Genomic DNA, 18,207 nt, shown 5'->3' on the forward strand with positions numbered 1-18,207 from the left:
TGCATGCCCCTACCGTGCCACAGCTGCCGCGGGCGCGGCGCGCCCTACTTGACAGCGCCCGCGGTGAGCCCGCCCACGATGTACTTCTGCAGCCACAGGAACAGCGCCATGACGGGGATGGCCGCGAGCACCGCGCCTGCCGCGAAGACGGGGTAGTTCGTGTTCGTCTCCTCGGAGACGTAGCGGAAGAGCCCGACGGCGAGCGTGAGCCGATCTGGGCTCGTCAGGATGACCGACGAGACGACGAACTCGCTCATCGTGCTGATGAACGACAGCAGCCCGACGACGGCGAGGATCGGCGCGACGAGCCGCAGGATGATGGTGAAGAAGATGCGCGCGTGACCCGCGCCGTCGATCTTCGCCGCCTCGTCGATCGACGACGGCACGGTGTTGAAGAAGCCGTACATCAGGTAGGTGTTCACGCCGAGCGCGCCGCCCAGGTAGATCATGATGAGGCCGACGAGCGAGTCGAGGCCGATCGCCGGGAAGAAGTCGCTGATGCCGCGCATGAGCAGGTAGATCGCCACGACCGCGAGCAGCTGCGGGAACATCTGCACGAGGATGAGGCTCAGCAGCCCGAAGCGGCGGCCCGTGAAGCGCATGCGGCTGAACGAGTAGGCGGCGAGCGCGCCGAGGAAGACGGTGCCCGCGGCGGTGACGAGACCGACGATCAGCGAGTTGGCGAACCACGCGGCGTAGGGGCGCCGGGGATCGCTCAGCAGGGCGACGTAGTTCTCGGCCGACACCTCCCGGAAGAGCGCGTTCGAGCCGGTGAGGGTGCCACTCGGGTTGAGCGACGCGCTCAGCACGTAGACGAGCGGGAAGGCGGCGAACAGCACGACCGCGATGCCGACGAGGTGCCGCCAGCCGAGCTCGCGGAGCCACTTCTGGAACGACATCCTCGACTGCGGCGCGGGTCGCCGCTCGGGCTCGCGGTCCCCCGTCGGGTCGACGGCGATGGGATCGATCTCGATGCTCATCAGTTGAGCTCCTCCAGCGCCTTGGTGCGGCGGAACGCGATCGTCGACACGGTCGCCACGATGATGAAGATGAGGATCGACAGCGCCGAGGCGAGGCCGTAGTCGCGGCCGACCCCCTCGAACGCGGTCTTGTAGACGAGCGTGATGAGCAGGTCGGTGTGCCCGACGTTCTCCTCGACGCCCGCCATGCGGGGACCGCCGCGCGTCAGCATGTAGATGATGTTGAAGTTGTTGAAGTTGAACGCGAACGACGAGATGAGCAGCGGCGCGGTCGAGACGAACAGCAGCGGCAGCTTGATGCCGCTGAAGACCTGCCAGCCGGTCGCGCCGTCGACCGACGCCGCCTCCGTGAGCTCCTCGGGGATCGACTGCAGCGCGCCGAGGCAGATGAGGAACATGTAGGGGAAGCCCAGCCACACGTTCACGATGATCGTCGACACCTTCGCGAGCCACGGATCCGTGAGCCACGGGATGTCGGCGCCGCCGAGGAGCACGTTGTTGATGAAGCCGAACTCGGTGTTCATGAGGCCGAGCCAGACGAGCGCGCCGAGGAACGACGGGAACGCGTACGGGAGGATCGACAGCACGCGATAGGCGAACTTCGACTTCATGCGCGGGTCGTTGAGCGCGATGGCCAGGAAGAGGCCGAGGAAGAACGAGAGCCCGACCGAGATGATCGCGAACGCGAACGTCCAGAGCAGGACCGACACGAGCGCCCCGCCGTAGCGCGGGTTCTCGAAGGGGTAGAGGAAGTTCTCGAACCCGACGACGATCTGCCAACCGGTGCCGAGCACCTGCCCGTCGTCGCTCTCGAACTGGCCGTTGCCGAGGTCGCGGTAGACGATGCCGGTCGCGCTGTCGGTCATGGTGTCGGTCGCCTCGTCGTAGACGAAGGTCGACTCGAAGACGAAGGCCTGGGATGCGTTCGTCGTGCGGAGGAAGCCGTCGGCGAGGTCGTCGCTCAGCGGCACCTGCAGCGCCGCGATCTCCTGCTGGCGCTGCAGGATGTCCTGCATGCCGAGGCTCGTCCAGCCGGCCGCCGCGGTCGCACGGGGCCCGTCCATCGTGACGTCGCCGTCGGCGACCTCCTCGAGCGGTTCCTCGGCCGTGCCGACGAGCACGTCGCCGTCTGGGCTCGTCGCGAGCAGTCCGAGCCCCGCGAGGCTCTCGACGACCTGCACCTGGTAGACGGGCGAGCCCTCGACGCGCTGCGTGTTCTGCCCCACGATCGCCGAGATCGCGTCGTCCTTCGTCGAGTTGTGCCCGTCGCCGTAGTTCGTGAAGGCGATGTAGAGCGTGTAGACGATGACGAAGACCTGGAAGACCGCGAGGAAGATGAGCCCGGGCGTGAGGTACTTCGCCGGCAGCAGTCCGGGGCTCAGGTAGACCCAGTTGACGAGCAGCGTCACGACGAGCACGACGCCCGCGAGCACGTAGTCGTCGCGCAGCAGCATCACCGACATCGCGAAGACCGCGACCGCGTCGACGAGCGCGAGCAGCAGCAGCTTGAGCGCGAGCACCTTGAAGCTCGAGGGCTGGTGGCGGATGCCTCGCTTCGGCGCCCGGGCGGGCCTCGGCGGTGCGGCGGTAGTGGTCAAGACGGGCTCCTGTCGCCTCGGCAGTCGCGGGGGATGGGACGGCGGCCGGCCCGATGGGCCGGCCACCGCTTGCACCGGGGGCTCAGCCGCCCAGCGTGCCCTGGATCTTGGCAGCCATCTCGGTCCAGGCCGCGGCCGGGTCGGCCGCCTGGCCGCCGATGATCTGCGCCTCGGTGGTGCCCCAGTCGGTCCACAGCGCATCCATCTCGGGGATGTTCGGCATCGGCACACCCGCGGCGCCGACGGCGCCGAAGCCCGCGACGTCCTCGTTCGACTGCGCGGCCTCGAACGCCGCCGTCAGCGCGGGAGCGCGCTGGCCGCTCTCGAAGATCGCCGCCTGCGCCTCCTCGCCCGCGATGTACTCGGTGAGGAACTGCGAGGCGACGATGGGGTTGTTCGCGTACTGCGAGATGAAGAAGCCCTGCACGCCCACGAACGGGGTCGCCGGCTGGCCGCCCGCCGAGGGGATCGGGTCGATCGCGTACTCGATGCCCGCCTCCTGGAAGTCGGCGAGGTTCCACGGACCCGTGATCGTGTACGGGCTCGTGCCGGAGGCGAACTGCTCCTTCGCGATGTCCTGCGAGATGTTCAGGTTGATGATGCCCTCGGCACCCCACTGCGCGAGCGCCTGGGCGAACTGCACGTTGCCCTCGTTGCCGAGCTGCAGGTCGTCGGGGTTGTAGGAGCCGTCCTCGTTGATGCCGAAGACCGGGCCGCCGAACGAGGCCTGCAGCGGGTACAGGTGGTACGGGTCGGCGTTGTTCGGGTCGATGCCGACCAGCAGCGGGTGCTCGGCTTGGCCCGACGCGACGGCCGCCTGGCCGGTCGCGACGAGGTCGTCCCACGTCGCGGGCGCCTCGGGGGCGAGCGCCGTGTTGCGCACGAGCGCGATGTTCTCGATCGAGACGGGCACGCCGTAGACGGAGCCGTCGTAGGTCATGGCCGAGACCGCGACCTCCTCGAAGTCGCTCGCGAGGTCGCCGAGCTCGACCTGCTGGATGACGCCGTTCTGGACGAGCTTGCCGATCCAGTCGTGCGCGCCGACGACGACGTCGGGGCCGTCGCCCGAGGGCGCCTGGGTCGTGAGGTCGTCGCGGATGGTGTTGAAGTCCTTGATGATGACCTCGACCGTCGTGCCGGTCTCCTCCTCGAACGTGGCGACGACGCCCTCGAGGGCCGACGCGCGGTTCTCGTCCATCCAGACGATGAGCTCGCCGCCGCCCTGCGGCGCTGCCGACTCCGTGCCCTCGGGCGCGGGGGTGCCGCCGCCCGAGCAGGCCGCGAGCGTGAGCGCGAGGGCGCCGACGCCGGCCGCCTTCACGAGGCTGCTGTGCTTCATGGTGCCTTCCTTCAGGTCAGATGGGCTCCGCTGACGACGGCGTCGTCGCGTGCCTGGCTCATCGTGGCCGCAACCTGCTCCCTCTGCAACCCGGCGTGACCGATAATCGCCGATCGTTGGCATTTCGTGACCTTGGGCACCGCGTCGGCGCGACCCAGGGCATCCGCCTACCCTGGAGCCATGACCGAAGTCTCGACACAGCAACCGCAGTCCGCGCACGGCCACGAGTGGTGGCGCTCCGCCGTGATCTACCAGATCTACCCGCGCAGCTTCGCCGACGCCTCGGGCGACGGCATCGGCGACCTCGCGGGCATCACTGCGCGGCTGCCGCACGTCGCCGAGCTGGGCGTCGACGCGATCTGGCTGAGCCCCTTCTACCGCTCGCCGCAGAAGGACGCCGGCTACGACGTGAGCGACTACATGGACGTCGACCCGCTCTTCGGCACGCTCGACGACTTCGACCGCATGCTCGCCGAGGCGCACACCCAGGGCCTCCGCGTGATCGTCGACCTCGTGCCGAACCACTCCTCCGACCAGCACGAGTGGTTCCAGGCGGCGCTCGCCGCGGGCCCTGGCAGCCCGGAGCGCACGCGCTACATCTTCCGCGAGGGCAAGGGCCCGGGCGGCGACGAGCCGCCGAACAACTGGCAGAGCGTCTTCGGCGGGCCCGCGTGGACGCGCGTCGCCGACGGCGAGTGGTACCTCCACCTGTTCGACTCCTCGCAGCCCGACTTCGACTGGAACAACCCCGAGGTCGGCGACATGTTCGTCGAGGTGCTGCGCTTCTGGCTCGACCGGGGCGTGGACGGCTTCCGCGTCGACGTCGCGCACGGCAACGCGAAGGCGGAGGGGCTGCCCGACGTCGACGAGGAGCTCATCGCCGCCGGCTCGATGGACTCGCCGTTCTTCGGCCAGGAGCACGTGCACGAGATCTACCGCCGCTGGCGCACGGTGCTCGACGAGTACGAGGGCGACCGAGTGCTGTGCGCCGAGGCGTGGGTGAGCCCGCTCGAGAAGATGGCGCGCTTCGTGCGCCCCGACGAGATGCACCAGGCGTTCAACTTCGTCTACCTCGAGACGCCGTGGGACGCGGCGCAGCTGCGCTCCGTGATCGACGAGTCGATCCGCGCGTTCGGCGAGGTCGGCGCCCCGCCGACCTGGGTGCTCTCGAACCACGACACGATCCGGCACCGCACGCGCCTCGCGCTCGTGCCGCCGCCGCCCCACGGCGCAGGCATCGGCCCGACCTCCAAGTCGAAGGCCGACCCGACCGTCTCGCTGCGCCGTGGGCGTGCCGCGACGGCGCTCATGCTCGCGCTCCCCGGGAGCGCCTACGTCTACCAGGGCGAGGAGCTCGGTCTTCCCGAGGTCACCGCGATCGCGCCCGAGCAGCGCGAGGACCCGACCTTCCACCGCACGAAGGGCGAGCTGTGGGGCCGCGACGGCTGCCGCGTGCCGATCCCGTGGGAGTCGGAGTCGCCGGCGTACGGCTTCTCCCCCACGGGCGAGACCTGGCTGCCGCAGCCGCCGGAGTGGGCGACGCTCGCGCGCGACGCGCAGGCCGGCGTCGAGGGCTCGACGCTCGAGCTCTACCGCCGCGCGCTCGCGCTCCGCGAGGCGCACGGCCTCGGCACGGGTGAGCTCGAGTGGATCGACGTGGGCCCGACCGCGATCGGCTTCCGCAACGGCGGCATCACCGTGATCGCCAACATCGGTCACGACGCCGTCGACGTGCCGCGCGGCGAGATCCTGCTGTCGTCGTCGCCGCTCGACGCGGCGTCGCTCGCGGCCGACGAGACCGTGTGGGTGCGCACCGCCTGATCAGGCGCCGATGCACGAAGGACGCCCTGCCGATCGGCAGGGCGTCCTTCTGCGATTCGCGGGTGTCGCGCTCAGCGGTGCTCGAGGTTCATCTCGCGCGTCTGGAGCCACAGCACCGGGTCGAACGAGACGTAGTCGCTGTTCTTCAGCTCGAGGTGCAGGTGCGGGCCGGTCGAGCGGCCGGAGTTGCCGACCTGGCCGATGATCGTCGTGATGTCGACGACCTGGCCGACGCGCACGTCGATCGAGCCGGGCAGCATGTGGCCGTACCAGGACTGCACGAACTGGCCGTCGATGTTGTGGTCGATGAAGACGGAGTAGCCGCCGCCGCCCGGGTTGTTGCCCTGGAAGACGGCCGACACGACGCCGTTCGCGATCGGGCGGATGTCGGTGCCGAGGCCGGGCGTGAAGTCGCTGCCGCCGTGGAAGCCGCCAGGACGGTAGCCGAAGCCGCTCGACATCGACACCTGGTCCATGTCGGGGAACGGCGTCTGCACGAAGCTCGTCTCGAGCATCGACCACACCTGCGGGAAGGCGGGGTCGCCCGTGTAGGAGGGGCCGGCGGGCTCGCCGTCGGCGACCGCCTGGAAGGCGGCGCGCTCGCCGTCGGACATCCGCGCGGCCGCGACCTGGTCGTTGACGATGATGTCGTCGCGGGCGAAGTAGCTCGTCACTTCGGCCGAGACGCCCTCGAGCGTCTGCTCCCCCTCCTCGTGCATCGCCGCGACCTGCGGGTCGATGCCGCCGGGCTGCTGGACGGCCTGGGCGGGGAGGCTCGTGACGACGACGAGCGAGCCGATGAACAGCAGCGCGCCGCCGGCCGTGATCTTCTGCGCGATGCCGCGGACGCTCGTCGGGCGCCGGGTCGGCGGTCCGACGGGGGCCGTCTGGCGGACGACGCGCGGCGCGAGGGGGCGCGGCGCCGGCGGGCGGACGGCGGGCACGCTGTCGCCGCCGGTGCCGAGCGAGGGCGCGTCGACGGTGATGACCGGCGTGGTGAAGGCCTCTGCCGCCATCGTCACGGGCAGCTCGCGCGCGGCTTGCGTCGCGGCCTCGCGCATCGCGCGGCGGGTCGTGTAGAGCGGCGCCGAGCCCTCGACGACCGTGACGCGCGCGGCCGTGCGGGCCTCGGCCGCGGTGAGCGCGATCGCCTCGGCGGCGCGCTCGCGCTCTCGCAGCTCGCGGCGCGTGGGCGGCGCAGGCGCGACGACAGCCTCAGCCGACGAGCGCAGTGCTCGTCGTGTGGGGGATGTCACGCGGGGGCCGTCCTGGAGGTCGAAGTCTGGGGTTCGTTGGCGCGCGTCGATCCTGGGGGCGATCGTGACCAGCGCCGGTTCCGATGAAAGCACGGACCGGGCGTCAGGAGCAACGACGCGCGGAGCGGCCCTGTCGCGCGCTCCAGCCATCAAAGATAACGGAATGGTAACGACCTGGCAAGAGGTCAGACACCCCCGACGGGCAGCGGCGCCAGCAGCTCGAGGATCTCGGCCGCCAGCTGCGGGTGCGCCGCGAGCAGGAACCGCGAGCCCGGCGCCTCGCCCTCCCAGCCGTGCAGGGAGCCGCCGGCCTCCTCGACGATGAGGGCGCCGGCCGCGAAGTCCCACGGCTGCAGGCCGATCTCGTAGTACGCGTTGAGCCGGCCGGAGGCGACGTTCGCGAGGTCGAGCGCGGCCGCGCCGATGCGACGGATGTCGCGCACCGAGCCGATGAGCTCCTGCACGATCGCGGCTTGCCGCTGCCGGCGGGCCGCGTCGTACCCGAATCCCGTGCCGACGAGCGCGGTCGCCGCCGGGACGGCATCCGCCACCCTGATGGGGCGGCCGTCGAGCGTCGCTCCCCCGCCCCGGGTCGCCTCGAAGCGCTCGCCCGACGCGGCGTTGACGACGACGCCCGAGAGCGGCTGCCACGTCGCGGGGTCGGGGTCGCCCTCGACGAGGCCGATGGAGACCGCGTACGCGGGGATGTCGTAGAGGTAGTTGACGGTGCCGTCGATCGGATCGATCACCCAGGTGAGCCCGGAGGTGCCTGGGATGCTCGTGCCCTCCTCCCCCAGGATGCCGTCGTCGGGGCGCGCGGCGCGCAGGCGCTCGACGACGAGCCGCTCGACCTCGCGATCGGCCTCGGTGACGATGTCGACGAGGCTCGACTTGCTCGCAGCGACCGCGACGCCGACGCGTCGGCGGGCCCGCGCGAGCTCAGCCGCCTCGACGGCGATGCTGACGTTGAGGTCGTGGAGCTCGCGCATGCCTCCACGGTAGCGATCCCGCCCCGGCGCCGAGCAGGGCGGGGCGGCGCCTGTGGGTGTTGTAAGGTGGACGACGGCCCGCGCGGCCTCGGCGAGTTACCCAAGCGGCCAAAGGGATCTGACTGTAAATCAGCTGGCAATGCCTTCGGGGGTTCGAATCCCTCACTCGCCACCATCCGGAAGCCCCGCCTCGAAGCGGGGCTTCCGCCGTCTCGGCCGCGCCCGCCGGCCCGCAGAGTTCCGGCACCGTGCGGCGCGCGACGCTCGACGCGCGGCTGGGTCGACCGGCCTAGGATCGGGGCATGGCAGATTCCTCGTTCGATGTAGTCGACTACTAACGGTCGACTTTCAGAGCGCCCCGAGTCCCGCCGTTCGCGAGGCCGCTTACCTCAACCAGCCGAACCACTCGGCGACAAGCCACGCCAGGGACACCATCGTGACAAACACCAAAGTCGCTGTGGTCCAGCTATCCCGCCGTCGCATTGATGAAAGCTGTTCCGGCGTCGGTTCTTCGTCGTCAGCGTCGTCGACCATGTGCTGTCCGTCCGGGCCCACTTAGCGCCATTCAGACGCGAGCGCGACTCGTTGCCATCGCCGCAGCCGACGCGCTGCGACGCGAGATGCGTCAGCGTGTCGCGCTGCACGGGTCATGACGATCCCCCATCGCGTTTCCGCACAGTGTTGCACGATGTGCTGCCATCGAGCGGCTCCGGGTTAAGGAAGGCCTCCCGGATCGCGCGGAAGCCGATCGGCCTGCTCCTGGTCGAGAAGGTCAGCAGCCCGCTGCAATCCTGGGTTGACGCGACTGAGTTCGAGGTGGGCGGCGTCCGCGCCCAGCAGCCGGAGGCGAGTCGCAACCTCGCGGCGGCGCTCAGCGCCGTCGCTTGTACGCGCTGAAGTCAACGACGAGGCGAGAGAGGTCAAGTCTCTGCTCGACCATGCTGAGCTTGAGCACAGCACGGCGATGGAGTTCAGCGCCGGTGCCGAGCTGTGGCTCGAAGCCGTGACCGCGGTTGGTGCGGCAGGCGGTCTAGCCGGACTTGCCGCGGTGATTCACTCGATCACACATCGCCATTCCGCGAAGCGGTTCGAACTGAAGCTGGGCGGACTTACGGTGCAAGCCGACGGCTACTCGGCTAGCAAGGTACAAGAGCTACTCAACGGTGCGCTATCTGATCAAGCCAGGGTCGATTCCGAGTGGTCGAAGATGATCGACGACTCCCGCGATCCGGAAGAGCCAACCGAGTAGCGCCTGCCTGGGACTACTCGCCTGCGCCAACCCAACCCATCGCTCGGGCGTAGTTCTTTAGCTTGTTCAAGCAGTACTGCGCCACAGTCGAGCGATTTGCGGTACCGAGGAAGTCGCCCTTGCGATACGTGAACTCCAGGCAGTGGACGCGCGAGGAGTCGTCCACGCCAACATCCGGGATCAAAGTGGGCAAGAAGGAGAGCGCGGTCTCTGTCGTAATGTCCACGTCGTTGCCCACGACGCCGCTCTCCCGGATGGCGTCACCGAATGCTCGATTGAGATCCTTGTCGCGTCCCCCCTGGAATCCAATGTTCTCGCCGACGGCGGCGAACGTGACGCGAGCTTCCTCTGCCGGATTACCGCGGCCCTCGCCGACGGCCCGCACCTCCCCCGCCAGTCGTCGACCAAGGTCGCTGCGAAGCATGTAGGAGGTGACGTCTGCCCGGCTTCTTGTCGCGTAACCGAGATCGCCAAGCGCTGTCTTGTACGCCGGAAGGGTGCTGTAGCGCGACATCGTTGCTAGGGCGAGAGGCGGCGCAACTGCGACCACGTGCGCGTCCAAGGCCACGATCGTCTGGACCAAAAGCCCCCGGTGCGCCGCCCACCACTGACCGATGACGCTGTCCGCGCAGGCTTGCACGAGCGCTACCCCGTCAAGCATTCCAAACCGGCGACTGGACGAGAGAGTGCTGAGGACTCCGTGACCCTGAGATTCAGTGACCCACACGATGCTGAGCCGCACATCTCTCACGGTTGCGCGTGCGAGTTGCAGCTTGCGCGCATTGAAATCGATCGCGATCTGCTTCAGGAAATCACCAAGCGAGGCGAACTGACCTGGTTCGTACTGATCAAGGTCGACCAAGTGCTCGAGCGAGTCCACACCGTTCGCGAGCACGAGCGTCTGCGCTGCGAGATCCGCCCAAGAGTCGACGCCGGGCCCAGAGACTTCAACGGGGATAGCCAAAGGCAGCACCCCGGCGACCTCGCGATACGAGTCAGCCATGGACTGCGCAATCGCTCGAGAGGTCTCGGGCCAGATCAGTAGTACGCGGGACCCTTCGTCCTGTCTGAGGAAGCGCTTGATCTGGGCCAGCTCGACCTCGGAAGGAGGAGCGCCCTCGCGATGGTCAACGTTCATCGGGATGACGCGCGCGTCGTCAGCAGGCAGCACATCGCGCTCATGGGTCTTCAGTGCCGCGATCAAACTAGCCGAGTCCACGGAGCCCGAATAAGACAGAGTCGGCGCGAATGTGCGGGACGCGAAGAGCGTGAGATTCTCGGCAAGCGTCGTCTTGCCGGTCCCAGACTTCGCGAAGATGGGGAGAAAAACTCCCTCGCCGAGTGAACCGACCGCCTCAGCAGCCTCTTCCAACACTTCCATCGTCGATGAGGCGGGGTTGACGAGAAGCCTCAGGACCTCGGGGCCCACCTTCCTCACCAGCGCCTCATAGCGCGACGGCAGTGTCAGTCCGGTGAGGAGGCGATCATCTTCTTGAGCCACACCCAGACAGTACATCCGCGATCCGGGCCATCCGCGCACGCCTCCGCGGGCTCTTGACTCCGCCGCGCCGACGCGCGCTCGTCCTCGTCGAAGGCGAAGAGCAGGATCGGAGCGACGGCCGCGTAACCTGTTGTCATGCCCAGTGACAGCTCGTTCGATGTGGTCAGCAAGGTCGACAAGATGGAGGCCGAGAACGCCGTCAACCAGGCGCGCAAGGAGGTCGAGCAGCGCTACGACTTCAAGGGCGTCGGCGCCGACGTCGCGTGGAGCGGCGAGAAGCTGCTGCTCAAGGCGTCGAGCGAGGAGCGCGTGAAGGCCGTGCTCGACGTCGTGCAGTCGAAGTTCATCAAGCGCGGCATCGACCTCAAGATGCTCGACCAGGGCGAGCCGTACGCCTCGGGCAAGGAGTACCGGATCGAGATCTCGCTCAAGGACGGCATCTCGAGCGAGAACGCGAAGAAGGTGACGAAGCTCATCCGCGACGAGGGCCCCAAGAGCGTCAAGGCGCAGATCCAGGGCGACGAGGTGCGCGTGACCTCGAAGAGCCGCGACGACCTGCAGGAGACGATCCGGCTGCTCAAGGCCGGCGACTTCGACATTGACCTGCAGTTCGTCAACTTCCGCTGAGACCGGCCACTCCCCCGTCCCCGTGGAGCTGACGCTCGCGCAGGCGTTCGCCACGCTCTACCTCGTCGTCGACATCCTGCTGCGAGTCGTCGCCCTCTTCGTCGTGCCCTACAACCGGCGACCCTCGTCGGCGATCGCGTGGCTGCTCGTCATCCAGCTGCAGCCGATCGTCGGCTGGATCGTCTTCGGCATCCTCGGCAACACGCGCTTGCCTCGCGCGCGGCGCGAGAAGATGTCGGCGATCCAGGAGCTCATCCGCGAGAGCACCCTCTCGATCGACGACGCTCCCGCCGCGCGCGACCGGCCATCGTGGCTCGGCGGGGTGCTCGAGCTCAACCGCGCCCTCTCGTCGATGCCGCACGTCGGCCCGACGCAAGCCGTCGTGTGGGGCGAGTTCGACGCGCAGCTCGAGGCGATGGCCCGCCGCATCGACGAGGCCGAGCGCTGGGTGCACGTCGAGTTCTACCTCATCGTCGCGAGCGAACGCACCGAGGTGTTCTTCGCCGCGCTCGAGCGGGCCGCCGCTCGCGGCGTCACCGTGCGCGTGCTCGTCGACCACCTCACGAGCGCGCGCTACCCGCGCCGCAAGGAGACGATCGCCCGGCTCGAGGCGATGGGCGCCGAGTGGCGCGACATGCTGCCGCTCAAGCCGTGGCGCGCGCAGTGGCAGCGACCCGACCTGCGCAACCACCGCAAGCTCGTCGTGATCGACGGCTCGGTCGGCTTCACCGGCTCCCTCAACCTCGTCGACCCCTCCTACCTGTGGAAGAAGAACATCCGCCGCGGCCTGCAGTGGCGCGACTCGTGGATCGAGCTCACGGGCCAGCCCGTGCGCGCGCTCGACGTGCTCTTCTGGTCGGACTGGTGGGCGGAGTCGAACGAGCTCGTGGAGCTCGCGACGCACGGCTCCGAGCACCAGGGCGACCTCAACGCATCCGTCGTCCCCTCGGGTCCCGGCTTCGAGGGCGAGATCAACCTGCGCATCTTCCTCGAGCTCGTGCACGCGGCCGAGCACCGGATCACGATCGTGAGCCCCTACTTCGTGCCCGACGAGGCGATGCGCTACGCGATCACGTCGGCGGCGGTCCGCGGTGTCGAGGTCGAGCTGTTCGCGAGCGAGATCGGCGACCAGTTCTGGACCCACCACGCGCAGCGCTCGTACTACGAGGAGCTGCTGCGGGCCGGCGTGCGCATCACGCTCTTCGCGAAGCCGACCGTACTGCACTCGAAGTTCATGACCTTCGACGACAAGGTCTCGATCGTCGGCTCGTCGAACATCGACATGCGCTCGTTCGGCCTCAACTTCGAGGTGTCGATGCTCATCGAGGGCGAGTCGATGGTCAAGCAGCTGCAGGGCACGGCGGAGGGCTACCGGCTGCAGTCGTCGGAGCTCACGCTCGAGACGTGGCTCGCCCGACCGCGCGTGACGCAGCTGTTCGACAACGTCGCGCGGCTGACGTCGGCGCTGCAGTAGGGCGGTTCACGCGAGCAGCATCGTGAGCGCGACGCCGATCGCGAAGGCGATCACGACGACCCGCAGCGCCCACGACGGCACCCGGCGCGAGAGCCAGCCGCCCGCGATGCCGCCCGCGAGCGAGCCGGCGAGCATGACGAGCACGACGCCCCAGTGGATGAGCGGCGAGAAGGCGAGGATGATCGCGCCGGTGCCGTTCACGACCGCGGCGAGCACGTTCTTGAGCGCGTTGTGGTGCTGAAGCGAGTCGTGGATGAGCAGGCCGAGCATCGCGAGCATCATGACGCCGACGCCCGCGCCGAAGTAGGAGCCATAGATGCCCACGAGCACGAACGAGACCTTCGTCGCCCAACCGCCGGTGGAGACGGTGTCGAAGCCGCTGTCGGGCGCGCGGCCCAGCCGCTTGGCGATGAGCGGCTGCGCGGCGAAGAGCGCCGCCGCGCCGAGCACGAGCCACGGCACGATCGCGGTGAACGAGTCGGAGGGTGTGAGCAGCAGCAGCACCGCGCCGAGCGCGCCGCCGATCACCCCGAACGGGGCGTTCGCGAGGAAGCGCCGGCGCTGGTGCCGCAGCTCGGAGCGGTAGCTCCACGCGCCGCCGAGCGTGCCCATGAGCATGCCGATCGACGACGTCATATTGGCCGCGAGCGGGCTCATGCCGGCGGCGAGCATCGCCGGGAAGGTGATGAGCGTGCCGCCGCCCGCCGCCGCGTTGATCGCGCCGCCGCCGACCGACGCGAGCGCGATCAGCGCCCAGCCGATCGGCTCCAAGTCAGCGCTCGTCGCGCGAGATCTGCACCATCTTGTCGCGCGGCACGACCTTGACGCGCGCGCGCCCGTGCGGCTCGCCGAGCGCCATCTCGTGCTCGTCGAGCCGGATCCAGCCGTCGATGTCGGTCCACTCGACGCCGCGCTCCGAGAGCAGCCGCGGCACCGCATCCTGGTCGAAGGGCTCGGGCGACCACCACGAGTTGGAGTCGCCGAGCAGCTGCTCGATCGTCTCCTTCGCGTCGGACTTCGTGTGGCCGATGAGGCCGACGGGGCCGCGCTTGATCCAGCCGGTCGCGTACATCCCGGGCAGGGGGCGGATGCCGTCCATCACGCGCCCGGCCTCGTTCGGGATGACGCCGCGGCGCTCGTCGAAGGGCACGCCCGGCAGCGGCGAGGAGAAGTAGCCGACCGCGCGGTAGACGGCCTGCACCGGGAACTCGCGGTACTCGCCCGTGCCCTCGAGCCCCTCCGGCGTCGGGCGTGTGCGCTCGACGCGGAGCGCCTCCACGCGCTCGTCGCCGAGCACCGCATCCGGCCTCGACCAGAAGTGCAGGTGCAGGCGACGCGACGCCGTGCCGACCTCGCGCTGCCGCCACTGGTCGAGCACGCGCGAGATCACCAGGATCTGCTTGTTCTGCTTCGCGGTCTCCTCGTCGGGGTCGACGCCGAAGTCCTCGTCGTGGACGATCATGTCGACGTCGCGCAGCTCGCCGAGCTCGCGCAGCTCGAGCGGCGTGAACTTCACCCCGAGCGGGCCGCGGCGGCCGAAGACATGCACGTCGGTGACGGGGGATGCCTCGAGGCCGGCCACGACGTTGTCGGGCACCTCGGTCGGCAGGAGATCCTCGGGGTGCTTCACGAGCATCCGGGCGACGTCGAGGGCGACGTTGCCGTTGCCGATGACCGCGATCTCCTTCGCCTCGAGCGGCCACTCGCGCGGCACGTCGGGGTGGCCGTCGTACCAGGAGACGAAGTCGGCGGCACCGTAGGAGCCGGGCAGCTCGACGCCGGGGATGTCGAGCGGGGCGTCCTTCGTGGCGCCGGTCGCGAAGATCACGCCGTGGTAGAGCCGCTCGAGGTCGGCGACCGTGATGTCGTCGCCGAAGCGCACGTTGCCGAACAGCCGCACGACGCCCGCCTCGAGCACCTCGCGGAGCGCCGAGATGATGCCCTTGATGCGCGGGTGGTCGGGCGCGACGCCGTAGCGCACGAGACCGTAGGGGGCGGGAAGCTGCTCGAACAGGTCGATGTAGACGTCGCCGCCGGCCTCGCGGACGGCCTTCTTCAGGATGTCGGCGGCGTAGATGCCTGCGGGGCCTGCGCCGATCACGGCGATGCGGAGCGGTTCGCTCACTTCTCTCCTTGGGGTGAGGGCGGGCGCGCCGCCCGGACTTCGGGTGCTCAGCGGGTGCGCGAGACGACCTTCTCGGCGAACGCCTCGAGGCCGCGCCGCACCGTGCCGGCCGGCAGCGGCTCGAGCGCGACGAGCGCCTCGCGCTGCCATCGCTCGGCCTCGGCCATCGTCTCGTCGACGACGTCGTGGGCGGCGAGCTCGGCGACCGCGGCAGCGAGGTCGGCGTCGTCGACGGGATCCTGCAGGCGGGCGAGCAGCGCCGCCGCGGCCTCGTCGTCGCGGCGCGCGAGCAGCAGCACGGGCAGCGTCTCGACGCCCGCGCGCACGTCGTTGCCCTGGTCCTTGCCCGTGCCGGGGTCGGCCGAGAGGTCGATGACGTCGTCGACGAGCTGGAAGGCGACGCCGATGCGCTCGCCGAACTCGCGGAGCGCCTCACGGTGCGCGGCGTCGGCGCCGCTCACGAGCGCGCCGCACTCGGCCGCCGCGGCGATGAGCGAGCCGGTCTTGTCGGCGAGCACCTGCAGGTAGTGGGCGACCGGATCCTCGTCGCCCGGGCCGAGCGTCTCGTGCAGCTGGCCGAGGCACAGCCGCTCGAAGGTGCGGGCCTGCAGCTCGGCGACCTCGCGGCCGAGCGGCGCGGCGAGCATGCCGGCGCGCGCGAAGAGCAGGTCGCCGGCGAGGATCGCGACGGAGTTGCTCCACGCGACGTGCGCGGAGGGCACGCCTCGACGGGTCTCCGCCTCGTCCATGACGTCGTCGTGGTACAGGCTCGCGACGTGCGTGATCTCGATGAGCTCGGCCGCCGTGAGCACCTGGTCGTCGATGCCCTGCCCGAGGTGCGCCGTGAGCAGCAGCAGCAGCGGCCGGGCGCGCTTGCCGCCGGCCTCCAGGAGGTAGCGCGTCACCGCATCCGCCACGGGATCGGCGACGTGCAGGTGGGCGACGAGCCGCTCCTCGACCGTCGCGAGGCTCTCCTCGATGCGGTCGACGACGCGGCGGTCGGCGGGCGCGGTGAAGCGCGGCCCGCGGAGACCGAAGGTCTCGGGGATCGTCGGCATCAGTCGGCCTGCTCCTCCGGGCTCGCGTGGCGCGCGAGGCGCAGCGCGGCGGTCTGCTCGGTGGGCTTGCGGCCGCGGTGCAGGGCGACGACGCCGAGCGTGAGGTTGCGGTGGGCGACGCGCGTGAAGCCCGCGGTGCGGATCCACTGCGAGAGCGAGTGCTGGTCGGGCCAGCTCGAGATCGACTCGACGAGGTAGCGGTAGGCCTCGGGATTGCTGCTCGCGAGCCGCGCCATGCCCGGCAGCGCGGTGCCCAGGTAGAGCTCGTAGCCCTTGCGCACGACATCGACCGGCGGGTGCGAGAACTCGCACACGACGAGGCGCCCGCCGGGCTTCAGCACGCGGTAGAACTCGCTGAGCGCCGCGCGCGGCTCCTGCACGTTGCGCAGGCCGAACGAGATGGTGACGGCGTCGAAGGTGTCGTCGTCGAACGGCAGCTCGGTCGCGCTGCCGTGCACGAACTCGATGTCGGGGTGGCGGCGACGCCCCTCCTCGAGCATGCCGTGGCTGATGTCGAGGGCGGTGACGAGCGCACCCGCCTTCGCCATCGGCGCGGCCGAGGCGCCCGTGCCCGCGGCGACGTCGAGGATCCGCTCCCCCGCCTGCGGGCGGACGGCGCGCTGCATGTGGATGCGCCACAGCTTGTCGTTGCCGGCCGAGAGCAGCGAGTTGAGCAGGTCATAGCGCTTGGCCGTCGCGTCGAACATGCCCGCCACCTCGCTGGGGTCCTTCTGCATGTCGGCTCGGCTCACACCACCATCCTAGGCGGCGCGGGCTGGGGCCGGGTCGGGCGTCCGGGTCGGGCGCCCCGGGGCGGCCGTCTAGGCTGGCGTGCATGCCCAGCCTGCACGTGCGCACCGAGCGCGCGGAGCCCGGCCGGCTGCTCGAGCACGCCGAGCCGCGCTGGCCGCTCGCGATCCGCCGCGGCGCCGACGGCATCGTCGGCCGGGGCGTCGCGATGCGGCTCGAGTTCCGGGGCCCTTCGCGCTTCACGGACGCGGCGGATGCGTGGCGCGACGTCGCGCGGGACGCGGTCGTCGACGACGCGGTCGCCGTCCCCGGCACGGGCCTCGTCGCCTTCGGCGCGTTCGCCTTCGACGACGCGTCGGCCGCGACGAGCGTGCTCATCGTGCCGCAGCTCGTCGTGGGCCGTCGCGGCGATGACGAGTGGGTGACGTGGATCGGCGACGAGGGACGCCTGCACCCCACCGCGGTGGAGGAGGTGCGGGTCGAACTGGCCGACGGCGAGATCGACGCCGAGCGCTACCGCGCCGTCGTGGCCGAGGCGACCGAGCGCATCCGGGCCGGTGAGGCCGAGAAGATCGTCGTCGCGCGGGATCGCGTGGGCCAGCTGCCGCCCGACGGCGACGTGCGCTCGGTCGCCGTCGGCCTCGTGCAGCGCTACCCGGACGCGGTGACCTACGCGGTCGACGGGCTCGTCGGCGCGAGCCCCGAGACGCTCATCGCCGCGCACCGCGGCCACTTCTTCTCGCGCGTGCTCGCGGGGACCGCCTCGCGCGGCGCGACGCCGTCGCGCGACGCCGAGATCGCGGAGGCGCTCGCGTCGGGCGACAAGGACCTGCGCGAGCACCGCTTCGCGGCCGACTCCGCGATGGCGGTGCTGCGCGAGCTCGCGCCGGATGCGCGCGCGTCGGAGCCGTTCCCGCTGCGGCTGCCGAACCTCTGGCACCTCGCGACCGACATCACCGGCACGCTCGGCGACCGCTCGACGCTCGACGTGCTCGCGCTGCTGCACCCGACCGCTGCGGTCGGCGGCACGCCGCGCGAGGCCTCGCTCGCGCTCATCCGCGAGCTCGAGGGCGTCGACCGCGGCCGCTACGCGGGGCCGGTCGGGTGGATCGACGGCGACGGCGGCGGCGAGTGGGTGATCGCGCTGCGCGGCGCCGAGATCGCGGCCGACGGCGGCATCCGCGCGTTCGCTGGCGCGGGCATCGTGGCGGGCTCCGACCCGGCCGCCGAACTCGCCGAGACGGCCGTGAAGCTGCGCCCCATCACCGACGCGCTCGCCGACCCCCTCCCCTGACCGGCCCGCGCTGATCCGGCCGTCGAGTGGCGCCTCCCGTGCCTGAGTGGCGCCTCCCGTGCCTGAGTGGCGCCTCCCGTGCCTGAGTGGCGCCTCCCGTGCCTGAGTGGCGCCTCCCGTGCCTGAGTGGCGCCTCCCGTGCCTGA

The 18,207-nt window shown here is 70.3% G+C and carries 16 protein-coding genes and 1 tRNA gene; 7 read left to right on the forward strand and 10 right to left on the reverse strand.

The annotated features are described in order from the left end of the window. Window positions 1-44: 44 nt before the first annotated feature. From H508_RS0100750 to H508_RS0100760, 3 genes are all read right to left on the reverse strand, one after another. Window positions 45-899, reverse strand: coding sequence for a sugar ABC transporter permease (locus tag H508_RS0100750; RefSeq protein WP_245569445.1), 855 nt, complete (start codon window positions 897-899; stop codon window positions 45-47). An 80-nt stretch (window positions 900-979) separates the two neighbouring features. Beyond that, complete coding sequence (locus H508_RS0100755) at window positions 980-2,578, reverse strand: ABC transporter permease subunit (protein WP_084154885.1); 1,599 nt, start codon at window positions 2,576-2,578, stop codon at window positions 980-982. Between the two features lie 82 nt (window positions 2,579-2,660). Next, window positions 2,661-3,917 carry a sugar ABC transporter substrate-binding protein gene (locus H508_RS0100760; RefSeq protein ID WP_026372644.1) on the reverse strand — a complete coding sequence of 419 codons (1,257 nt, stop codon included), beginning with the start codon at window positions 3,915-3,917 and terminating at the stop codon, window positions 2,661-2,663. A 180-nt stretch (window positions 3,918-4,097) separates the two neighbouring features. Here H508_RS0100760 and H508_RS0100765 point away from each other — a divergent pair, with 180 nt between their 5' ends. Further along, a complete protein-coding gene (locus tag H508_RS0100765; protein ID WP_026372645.1) occupies window positions 4,098-5,738 on the forward strand; it encodes a glycoside hydrolase family 13 protein in 1,641 nt (546 codons plus the stop codon). A 71-nt stretch (window positions 5,739-5,809) separates the two neighbouring features. On the opposite strand, the gene H508_RS16520 is transcribed toward H508_RS0100765, so the two are convergent. Both H508_RS16520 and H508_RS0100775 read right to left on the reverse strand, forming a co-directional pair. Next, a complete protein-coding gene (locus tag H508_RS16520; protein ID WP_026372646.1) occupies window positions 5,810-6,994 on the reverse strand; it encodes a M23 family metallopeptidase in 1,185 nt (394 codons plus the stop codon). A 185-nt stretch (window positions 6,995-7,179) separates the two neighbouring features. Then, window positions 7,180-7,983 carry an inositol monophosphatase family protein gene (locus H508_RS0100775; protein ID WP_026372647.1) on the reverse strand — a complete coding sequence of 268 codons (804 nt, stop codon included), beginning with the start codon at window positions 7,981-7,983 and terminating at the stop codon, window positions 7,180-7,182. A 90-nt stretch (window positions 7,984-8,073) separates the two neighbouring features. Between H508_RS0100775 and H508_RS0100780 the strand changes: the two genes are divergently transcribed. The 3 genes from H508_RS0100780 (at window position 8,074) to H508_RS0100795 (ending at window position 9,232) form a co-directional block, all read left to right on the forward strand. Continuing rightward, window positions 8,074-8,158, forward strand: a tRNA-Tyr gene (locus tag H508_RS0100780). A gap of 506 nt (window positions 8,159-8,664) precedes the next feature. Next, the gene (locus tag H508_RS0100790; protein WP_156905943.1) at window positions 8,665-8,880 is read left to right on the forward strand and encodes a hypothetical protein; all 216 of its coding nucleotides are present in this window, start codon (window positions 8,665-8,667) and stop codon (window positions 8,878-8,880) included. A 67-nt stretch (window positions 8,881-8,947) separates the two neighbouring features. Then, window positions 8,948-9,232 (forward strand): hypothetical protein, encoded by a 285-nt coding sequence (locus tag H508_RS0100795; protein WP_026372649.1) that lies wholly within the window; start codon window positions 8,948-8,950, stop codon window positions 9,230-9,232. Between the two features lie 13 nt (window positions 9,233-9,245). Here H508_RS0100795 and H508_RS0100800 read toward each other — a convergent pair whose 3' ends face one another. Continuing rightward, on the reverse strand, window positions 9,246-10,733 hold the full coding sequence (locus H508_RS0100800) for a hypothetical protein (RefSeq protein WP_156905944.1): 1,488 nt from the start codon (window positions 10,731-10,733) through the stop codon (window positions 9,246-9,248). A gap of 135 nt (window positions 10,734-10,868) precedes the next feature. Here H508_RS0100800 and H508_RS0100810 point away from each other — a divergent pair, with 135 nt between their 5' ends. Both H508_RS0100810 and H508_RS0100815 read left to right on the forward strand, forming a co-directional pair. Continuing rightward, window positions 10,869-11,360: a YajQ family cyclic di-GMP-binding protein gene (locus tag H508_RS0100810; protein ID WP_026372651.1), complete on the forward strand. Its 492-nt coding sequence runs from the start codon at window positions 10,869-10,871 to the stop codon at window positions 11,358-11,360. Window positions 11,361-11,382: 22 nt separating this feature from the next. Further along, complete coding sequence (locus H508_RS0100815; protein ID WP_051222448.1) at window positions 11,383-12,834, forward strand: phospholipase D-like domain-containing protein; 1,452 nt, start codon at window positions 11,383-11,385, stop codon at window positions 12,832-12,834. Between the two features lie 6 nt (window positions 12,835-12,840). Here the strand turns inward: H508_RS0100815 and H508_RS0100820 are convergent, their stop codons facing one another. Genes H508_RS0100820 through H508_RS0100835 form a run of 4 tightly spaced genes read right to left on the reverse strand, consistent with a single transcriptional unit; the run spans window position 12,841 to window position 16,769 of the window. Further along, window positions 12,841-13,605 carry a sulfite exporter TauE/SafE family protein gene (locus tag H508_RS0100820; protein WP_026372653.1) on the reverse strand — a complete coding sequence of 255 codons (765 nt, stop codon included), beginning with the start codon at window positions 13,603-13,605 and terminating at the stop codon, window positions 12,841-12,843. A 1-nt stretch (window position 13,606) separates the two neighbouring features. Next, complete coding sequence (locus H508_RS0100825; protein ID WP_026372654.1) at window positions 13,607-14,959, reverse strand: FAD-dependent oxidoreductase; 1,353 nt, start codon at window positions 14,957-14,959, stop codon at window positions 13,607-13,609. Window positions 14,960-15,006: 47 nt separating this feature from the next. Further along, entirely contained in the window at window positions 15,007-16,017 is a 1,011-nt protein-coding gene (locus H508_RS0100830; RefSeq protein WP_035253584.1) for a polyprenyl synthetase family protein, read from the reverse strand. Continuing rightward, window positions 16,017-16,769, reverse strand: coding sequence for a class I SAM-dependent methyltransferase (locus tag H508_RS0100835; protein ID WP_211220826.1), 753 nt, complete (start codon window positions 16,767-16,769; stop codon window positions 16,017-16,019). The genes H508_RS0100830 and H508_RS0100835 overlap by 1 nt, the downstream gene beginning before the upstream one ends. Before the next feature lie 83 nt (window positions 16,770-16,852). On the opposite strand from H508_RS0100835, the gene H508_RS0100840 reads away from it, so the two are divergent. Further along, window positions 16,853-18,061 (forward strand): isochorismate synthase, encoded by a 1,209-nt coding sequence (locus tag H508_RS0100840; RefSeq protein ID WP_051222450.1) that lies wholly within the window; start codon window positions 16,853-16,855, stop codon window positions 18,059-18,061. Window positions 18,062-18,207 lie beyond the last annotated feature (146 nt).

Source organism: Agrococcus lahaulensis DSM 17612, assembly GCF_000425105.1.
Classification (GTDB): Bacteria; Actinomycetota; Actinomycetes; order Actinomycetales; family Microbacteriaceae; genus Agrococcus; species Agrococcus lahaulensis.